Raw genomic sequence first — 7,690 nt, 5'->3', positions numbered from 1 at the left:
CTTGCCGGCGATATCCGGGGCGCTGCCGTGGCTGGGCTCGTACAGCGCCGTGGAGTCGCCCAGGCTTGCAGAGGCCAGCATGCCGAGCGAGCCCGTGATCTGCGCGGCCTCGTCGGAGAGGATGTCGCCGAACATGTTCTCGGTGACCACAACGTCGAAGTCGGCAGGGCGGTTGATCAGCTGCATGGCGGTGTTGTCCACCAACAGGTCCTCGATCTGCACGTCGGGGTATTCCTCCTCGCCGATGCGGTGCACGATCTCGCGCCACATGCGGCTGGTCTCGAGCACGTTGGCCTTATCGACGCTGGTCACCTTGCCGCGGCGCTTACGGGCGGCTTCGAACGCCTGACGGGCGATGCGCTCCACCTCGTACTCGCGATACTCGAGCGTGTCGTAGGCGCGCTGGCCCTTCGCACCGTCGGTGCCGGCGCCCTCCTCATCGTAGAAGCGCTCGCGCTTGCCGAAGTACAAGCCACCGGTGAGCTCGCGCACGATCATAAGGTCGACGCCCTCGATGACCTCGGGCTTAAGCGTGGAGGCGCCTGCGAGCGCATCGAAGATCTGCACGGGACGCAGGTTGGTGTACAGGCCCAGGCCCTTGCGGATACCCAAAAGGCCCGCCTCGGGGCGCGGCGCGCCGGGATCGGTGGTGTCCCACTTCGGCCCGCCCACGGCCGCAAGCAGCACGGCATCGGCGGCCTTTGCGGCTTCGAGCGTAGCTGCCGGCAGCGGGTCGCCCACCGCGTCGATGGCGGCGCCGCCGATAAGCGACTCCTTGCAGTCGAAGCGCGTGTCATATTTCGCGCCGACGGCGTTAAGGACCTTCACGCCCTCCGCGATGATCTCAGGGCCGATGCCATCGCCCGGCAACAGGCAGATGTCGTATTGCTTCGTCATGATGCGAGCCTCTTTCAAAAGGTGATTCGATTACGCTCACATAATAACGCACTAGAGCTTCTCAAGGGCCTGTTCCCGCGGGAATCACGGATTTGCCCACGCAGGGCGATGCGCGTTTGGCAACTAAGCGGCAGCCGTCATCGCCTATGCGTTTTACGAAATGGGCCTTTCCGTTGTCGAAGACATCGCTTTTTGGGCCATGCGGGGCTTGCCGCGGGCACGGCGGCTCCGGCATACTCGCAAGCAACAGCCCCTACGCTCAAGGAGGCCTCATATGGAAGGGTTCTTCGCCATCAAGTGCCGCAACTGCGGCGGCCCTATGTACTCCCACCAGCAAACCCGCAGCTTCGATTGCGCCTATTGCGGGACGAGCACGCCCTGGGCCGAGGGCGGATCGGAGCCGACGCCTGCCGCGGGCATACGCCATCAGCCGCTTCAGGTGGTCGACGGCCTGCTGAAGCTGACGCACGTCTCGCAGCTTGAGCCCGCGCGGGATTCCGACTGGTCCTACTACAAGCCCTACTGGCGCAACATGTCGCTGCTCGAGCGGCTGCTATGGGAAGACCCCGCAACCGCCAACGAGTTCCAAAACGCCGAGCACGTGAGCGTCCCCTGCCCGTTTTGCGGGGCGGCCTTCGAGGGCAAATCCACCCAAAGCGTGTTCGAGTGCCCCTCGTGCGGCAACAAGATCGGCGTTGCCGACCTGCTCAAACCCGGCACGTTCAGCAAGCGCCTTTCCATGGGCACGGGGGCGGAATACATCCCTGAGCAGGCACTTCCCTGCCGCATCTCCGCCCAGCAGGCACGCGCGAACGCCCTTGCGCTCGTGCACCAACACCCCAATGCCTTCGCCGCACATGACGTGGACAAGGCCATCGAGGAGCAGATGGCCCTCACGTACGTGCCCGTGGAGCTTGCCGACCTGCGCATGATGGCGTCTTTTCCCGGGAAGATGCCGGGCAAGGAATCGCAGGTATACTTCGAGGTGCTCGATTGGGCGTGGCCGAAAACCTATTTCGTCGACATTCCGCTCATGGGCCTGCTCGAACCATGGGATTTCTCGGCGGTTGCCCCGTTCGACCCCGCCATGCAAGAGGGCGATTTCCGCGTGATAGCCGTCGAGGGCCTGCTGAAGAAGAGCGCCGTCATCGACAAGTTGACGTATTCGCTTGCGGGGAACGATGCCGAGAAGGCGTTCGGATACAGCAAGAAGAGCATGCGCCAGTGGGCCCGCAGCGTGCGCAAACACGCTTCCGGGCTGATGCTTGTGCCCGTCTATTACGTCGATCGGCCCGCCTCGGACGGACGCGATGGCGAACAGGTGCGCATAGCCGTGAACGGGCAAACGGGCCGCGCCGCCGCCGTGGTGTTCAGCGAGAAAAAGGAGATCCAGGTGCAGGCACCGCTCAACCCGGGCCTTCATCTGTCCGCCGAGAGCACCGTGCACGTAACGCCCATCGAGGTGAAGTACGCGAAATCGCCGTTTCTGTACAAGATCGTCCGCATCGGCGGCAACGAGGGCGCCGTCCAAACGGCAACGGCCGGCGAAGCGTCGTACCGAGAGGAGAAGCCACGCCGCAAAGGCCTGCTCAGCAGGCTGTTCGGGGACTAAGCGAACGCGCGGCGGAGGCCGAAAGCTTGTGGACAGGGGACGGAGGTGCGTTCATGCGCGCCGCCCGCTCCGAAAGCAAGAGGGCGGCTTGCCATGCGCAAGCCGCCCTCTTCCCGGGTTTGCGGTCGACGCCCTGCCCTCCGCTGACGGCTATTCGATGCCGAGCACCTTGCGGGTGCGGTTGATGAGTCCGCCTTCCTCGATGATCTCGCGGATGAACGGCGGGAACGGCTGAGCCTTGAACGTCTCGCCCGTGGTGGTGTTCGTGATGATGCCGGCGTCAGCGTCAACATCCACCACGTCGCCCTGCTTGATGGCGTCAACGGCCTCGGGGCATTCCATGATGGCCAGGCCGGTGTTGATGGAGTTGCGGTAGAAGATGCGTGCGAACGACTTGGCGATAACCACGTCGACGCCTGCCGCCTTGATGGCGATAGGCGCATGCTCGCGCGAGCTGCCGCAGCCGAAGTTCTCCTCGGCAACGATGATGTCGCCCTTTTGCACCTTGTTCACGAAGTCCTTGTCCAGGTCCTCCAGGCAGTGAGCGGCAAGCCACTCGGGGTCGGAGGAGTTCAGGTAACGGGCCGGGATGATGACGTCGGTGTCGATGTCGCGACCGTAACGATGCGCGGTACCCTTGAAGTGCATGGTGATTCCTTCCCTTTCCGTTTCCTACGCGATGTCTTCCGGCAGGCCGATGTGACCGAGCACGGCGGATGCGGCAGCCACGGCCGGGCTTGCCAGGTACACTTCGCTGGTGGGGTCGCCCATGCGGCCGACGAAGTTGCGGTTCGACGTGGACACGCAGCGCTCGCCTGCGGCAAGGATGCCCATGTAGCCGCCCAGGCACGGGCCGCACGTGGGCGTGGACACGGCGCAGTTCGCGTCAAGGAACACGTCCATGAGGCCCTCGGCAATGCACTGCTTGTACACGGCCTGCGTGGCGGGAATGACGATGCAGCGCACATCGGGGTGCACCTTGCGACCGCGCAGCACGTCTGCGGCCTGGCGCATGTCCTCCAAGCGGCCGTTCGTGCAGCTGCCGATGACGGCCTGGTCGATCTTCACGTCGCGGGACTCGGCCGCCGGGCGCGTGTTCGACGGCAGATGCGGCCACGCCACCGTTGCTGGAATGTCGGCCGCGTCGATCTCGTACACGTGCGCGTACACGGCGTCGGGGTCGGAATGATACTCGGTGTAGGGGCGCTCGGTGCGGCCGTCCATGTAGGCGCGCGCGATGTCGTCAACCTCGATGAGGCCCGCCTTGCCGCCGGCCTCGATGGCCATGTTGGAGATGGAAAGGCGCTGGTCCATGGACATGGAGTGGATGGCGCTGCCCGTGAATTCCATGGCCTTGTACAACGCGCCGTCCACGCCGATCATGCCGATGATGTACAGGATAACGTCCTTGCCGGTAACGCCGGGGGCAAGTTCGCCCTCGATCTTGAACAGCAGGCTTTCGGGCACCTTGAACCACGCCTTGCCCGTGGCGTAACCCACGGCGGCGTCGGTGGAGCCCACGCCCGTGGAGAATGCGCCAAGCGCGCCGTACGTGCAGGTATGGCTGTCCGCACCGATGATAAGGTCGCCAGCGCCCACAACGCCCTGCTCAGGCAGCAGCGCGTGCTCAACGCCCATGCAGCCTACCTCGTAATAGTGCGTGATGCCCTGCTCGCGGGCGAAGTCGCGCACCTGCTTGGCCTGCTCGGCGCTTTTGATGTCCTTGTTCGGGACGTAATGGTCGGGCACCAGGGCGATCTTCGTGGGGTCGAAAACCTTCTCAACGCCGATTTCCTTGAAATTCTTGATGGCGATGGGCGACGTAATGTCGTTGGACAGCACCAGGTCGAGATTGCACTCGATCAGCTGCCCCGGCTCCACTTCGTCGAGCCCTGCATGGGCGGCCAGAATCTTCTCCGCCATGGTCATGGGACGTGCCATGTTCACTCCTTCAATTCTGCAGTCTCGTCTGCCCGAATCCGGGCACTAGATAAACTCCACGATTGTACCACCCGACTTCGCCGGAAACGAAGAAGAGCCCCGACGGGGCCCTTCTTTATGATGCATTATTCACGTTTGGAGCGCTTGGGTTTACCACATGGTGCCGTAATAGTCGTAGTAGCCGCTGCCGTAGCCGGCCACCGCAGCGGCAAGCATGCCGCCGACCATCATGCAGAGCAGGATGCCCAGCACAATCCACACGGCGAAACCGATGGCGGAAAACTTCACGGCATCGGACTTCACCTGCGGATATTTGTCTACGTTGCACACCCAAGCCAAGATGATGCCCGGGATGCCCACCAAGGCGCCGATGACGAACCACGCGAACTTCATGCCGCCGGTCAGCTTCGTGAGCGGCGCGGGCTGATAGACGGGCTGCGCATACACCGGCTGCGCGTAAGGCTGCTGCGGTTGCGGCTGGGCATACGGCTGAGCGCCCGCGGGAGGCACCTGCGATGCCGCAGGCGGAACCTGGGCGCCTTGCGGCTGCTGCTGCGGCGCCGACCCGGGCTGAGACGGAGCCTTCGCCGGCTCCTCGGGATTGCCGGGCTGCGCCTCGGGCGCAGGCGCAGCGGAGGCTGCCACCGCATCGTTTTCAACGGGATGCACCGTGTTGTTCACATCTTGTTCTTCGGCCATGACAGGACCTGCTTTCTCTTGCAAAGGAGCCACCCCATTCGGCTCTTTTTTTCAACAAGGTCAGTATACGGGATGGCCAAGCGTGGGCGCGCTTTCGTCACTGAGTTGATGCAAAAGTAAATCACACGATGTATTTCGCCTGATCACCGGTAACGTTTCCGTAAAAAAAGCGGCCCTGTGGGGCCGCTTTCGCTTTGTTATTGTTCCTGCTTTGCCAGCGCCGTGCACAACGCATCAAGCAACGTGATGGCGAAGTGCTGGGCCGAGCGGCCCACGCCGGCGTCTTCCCAAGTGCTGCCGGGAAGTTCGACAGCAACGCGCGAAGGGTTCGACAAGCGCGCCGCGCGCAAAGCCGACTCCAGTCGCGTGGGCAGGGCATCCTCGGGCTCGAACACCACGCGCGGCGTGGTGCCCGTTTGCTCTTCGGGAAGCACGATGTGCACAAGCAGCATCTGTTCGTCGGGGGCGACCAGCAAACTATCGGCGCTCATGATCTTCGACGCAGGGTTCGTGGCCAGGGCCAGGTTGCTCATGCGCGAGGCAACGCAGCGCGTGAATTCCTGCGTTCCGAACAGGCACAGCGCGTGGCGCTCAAGCACGCCAGCCGCGCGCGCGAAGCCCAGGTGAGACGAGCCGCGCACCGCTTCCTTGCCCTCCCAAGAATGATGCAGGTTGCGAATGGCGGAATACGTGTACGCACCGGCAATGCCGTCGGTGGGCAAGCCCAGGTTCGTTTGGAACTTGCGCAACGCCAGCTCCGTGAATGCCCCGAACATGCCGTCGACAGGCCCGCAAGCGAAACCCAAGGCAGAAAGCGCCTGCTGCAGCTGCAGCACGTCGTGCCCGTGAAAATACGGCATGCGCAGGTACAGCGTGCGATCGCCTAAGCTATACGATGCATCCACAAGCGCCGCCCACGTCTTCTCGTCGACCTCTTCGCCTTCGGGAAGCTCGGCCTGCGCGCGAAACGCCTTGACCGCCGCGGCGGTTTCCGGACCGAATGCACCGTCTACGCGCGCTTCGTCCAAAAGCCCGATAAGCGACAGGCGATGCTGCACGTCCTCAACGGCCGCGCCCGAGTCTTGCTGCTTAATAGTTTCCATGTGATAAGCCTACTTCAGTCGATTTACGAACCAATCAGCCATGGAAACGAGCATATCACGCGCCGCAGAAGGTTTCACCATGTCGACAAGGCGATTTTTCGCAATGCTCGTAAGGTTTTCCGCATAGCTGCGCGCGTAGTCGATGCTGCCGGCGCGCTCCATGATCTCTACGGCCTCGGAGAGCACCGCCGGATCTTTCTCCTTCGCGGAGAGAATCTCGATGAGACGGCTGCGGTCGTCCTGGTTAGCGTTGGCCAGCGCGTGCACGACCATGAGCGTGCGCTTGCCCTCGGTGATGTCGCTGCGGAAGTCCTTCTTCGTGGACTCTTCGCTGCCGACAAGGTTCAGCAGGTCGTCCTGAATCTGGAACGCAAGGCCCGTGTCCAGACCGTAGTTGCGCAGGGCCTCGATTTCCATTTCGGTGCCGCCGCCGATGATGGCGCCGACCGCCAGCGGCACGGCGCCGGAATAGTGCGCCGTTTTGTGCGTAGCCATGATGAGGTAGTCCTCGGGCGTGATGTCGTAACGGCCGTCGCGCGCCCATCCGATGTCAAGCGCCTGGCCCTCGATGGTGCGGCGCGTCATGTCGATAAGCTCGGTGATAACGCGCACCTTCGTGTGGTCGTCCAGGTCGGGGTCTTCAACAACCGTGCCGTTGACCAGGGACAAAGCCAAGTCGCCCGCATTGATGGCAAGGCCGATGCCCTCGGTGCGGTGCATGCACGGCTCGCCTCGGCGCAGCTCGGCCTCGTCGGCGATGTCGTCGTGGATAAGCGCCGCCGTGTGGAAGTGCTCGATGGCAGCAGCCGCGCTGGTGGCAAGCTTCATGTCGCCGCCAACGGCCAGGCAAGCCGCAAAGCAAATGAGCGGGCGGTGACGCTTGCCCGCGTTCTCGCTGTATTTCTTCAGAGGATCGTACAGATAACGGTCCATGTCGGGATGTGAGCCCGACGGCAGGTACGCGTTGACCAGGTCACCGACTTGGTCCGCGAACACCGCCAGATACTCTTCAAACGTTTTCGGTGGGTTTTTTACGTCTGCGATGATCTCGTTAATATTCTTCATAGCGCTTTCTTGATCTGAATCGCCTGCATGCTTTGGCAAATGGTACCACATGGAAAACGTAACGTTCGCACGTCCCGGCGAAGCGCCCGAATCAGCCGAGGAATTCCAAATCGAAAACCAGCCACCGGCGCTTTTGAGCTAAATTGTGCGACCGTTGCGCAACATCGGCATCCATCTTTGACGAATTCGCAGCCACAATTCGTAGCGTCGAGCGAAAGCTCGACATCAACAAAAGCGCCGAAGGCGCACACTGTTTTTCGCGAAGCGTTTTTAAAGATGGTGACGCGCCCTTCAGGCGCTCTTGTAAAAGAGTCGAGCTTTCGCTCGACGCTACGAAACACACCGGAAGTCTCCACGGAAATGCAATCTTGAA

8 protein-coding genes are annotated in these 7,690 nt (G+C 62.6%); 1 reads left to right on the top strand and 7 read right to left on the bottom strand.

What is annotated here, in order from left to right; translation table 11 throughout:
• Positions 1-897, bottom strand: an 897-nt coding sequence (gene leuB / locus ACWI6D_RS08965) for a 3-isopropylmalate dehydrogenase (RefSeq protein ID WP_449134431.1), incomplete at its 3' end; no start/stop codon positions are given.
• Positions 898-1,171: 274 nt separating this feature from the next.
• Between leuB and ACWI6D_RS08960 the strand changes: the two genes are divergently transcribed.
• A complete protein-coding gene (locus tag ACWI6D_RS08960; protein ID WP_449134430.1) occupies positions 1,172-2,509 on the top strand; it encodes a hypothetical protein in 1,338 nt (445 codons plus the stop codon).
• Between the two features lie 150 nt (positions 2,510-2,659).
• Here ACWI6D_RS08960 and leuD read toward each other — a convergent pair whose 3' ends face one another.
• From leuD to ACWI6D_RS08930, 6 genes are all read right to left on the bottom strand, one after another.
• Positions 2,660-3,157, bottom strand: coding sequence for a 3-isopropylmalate dehydratase small subunit (gene leuD, locus ACWI6D_RS08955; RefSeq protein ID WP_302936707.1), 498 nt, complete (start codon positions 3,155-3,157; stop codon positions 2,660-2,662).
• A gap of 24 nt (positions 3,158-3,181) precedes the next feature.
• Positions 3,182-4,450 carry a 3-isopropylmalate dehydratase large subunit gene (leuC, locus tag ACWI6D_RS08950; protein WP_303250679.1) on the bottom strand — a complete coding sequence of 423 codons (1,269 nt, stop codon included), beginning with the start codon at positions 4,448-4,450 and terminating at the stop codon, positions 3,182-3,184.
• A gap of 150 nt (positions 4,451-4,600) precedes the next feature.
• Entirely contained in the window at positions 4,601-5,149 is a 549-nt protein-coding gene (locus tag ACWI6D_RS08945; RefSeq protein WP_449134429.1) for a hypothetical protein, read from the bottom strand.
• A 197-nt stretch (positions 5,150-5,346) separates the two neighbouring features.
• Positions 5,347-6,252, bottom strand: coding sequence for a peptidoglycan-binding domain-containing protein (locus tag ACWI6D_RS08940; RefSeq protein WP_449134428.1), 906 nt, complete (start codon positions 6,250-6,252; stop codon positions 5,347-5,349).
• Between the two features lie 9 nt (positions 6,253-6,261).
• Positions 6,262-7,317 (bottom strand): polyprenyl synthetase family protein, encoded by a 1,056-nt coding sequence (locus ACWI6D_RS08935; protein WP_302936703.1) that lies wholly within the window; start codon positions 7,315-7,317, stop codon positions 6,262-6,264.
• A gap of 91 nt (positions 7,318-7,408) precedes the next feature.
• The coding region (locus ACWI6D_RS08930; protein WP_449134427.1) for a hypothetical protein at positions 7,409-7,690 on the bottom strand (282 nt) is incomplete at its 5' end.

It is taken from the genome of Senegalimassilia sp. (assembly GCF_977052095.1).
The sequence above is the reverse complement of the archived record's forward strand: the minus strand, read 5'-3'. Positions and strand labels throughout refer to the sequence as shown.

Bases quoted from the DNA above. Each gene is read 5' to 3' on its own strand.
- ACWI6D_RS08960 (WP_449134430.1), top strand. From the start codon at position 1,172: ATGGAAGGGTTCTTCGCCATCAAGTGCCGCAACTGCGGCGGCCCTATG.
- leuD (WP_302936707.1), bottom strand. From the start codon at position 3,157: ATGCACTTCAAGGGTACCGCGCATCGTTACGGTCGCGACATCGACACC.
- leuC (WP_303250679.1), bottom strand. From the start codon at position 4,450: ATGGCACGTCCCATGACCATGGCGGAGAAGATTCTGGCCGCCCATGCA.
- ACWI6D_RS08945 (WP_449134429.1), bottom strand. From the start codon at position 5,149: ATGGCCGAAGAACAAGATGTGAACAACACGGTGCATCCCGTTGAAAAC.
- ACWI6D_RS08940 (WP_449134428.1), bottom strand. From the start codon at position 6,252: ATGGAAACTATTAAGCAGCAAGACTCGGGCGCGGCCGTTGAGGACGTG.
- ACWI6D_RS08935 (WP_302936703.1), bottom strand. From the start codon at position 7,317: ATGAAGAATATTAACGAGATCATCGCAGACGTAAAAAACCCACCGAAA.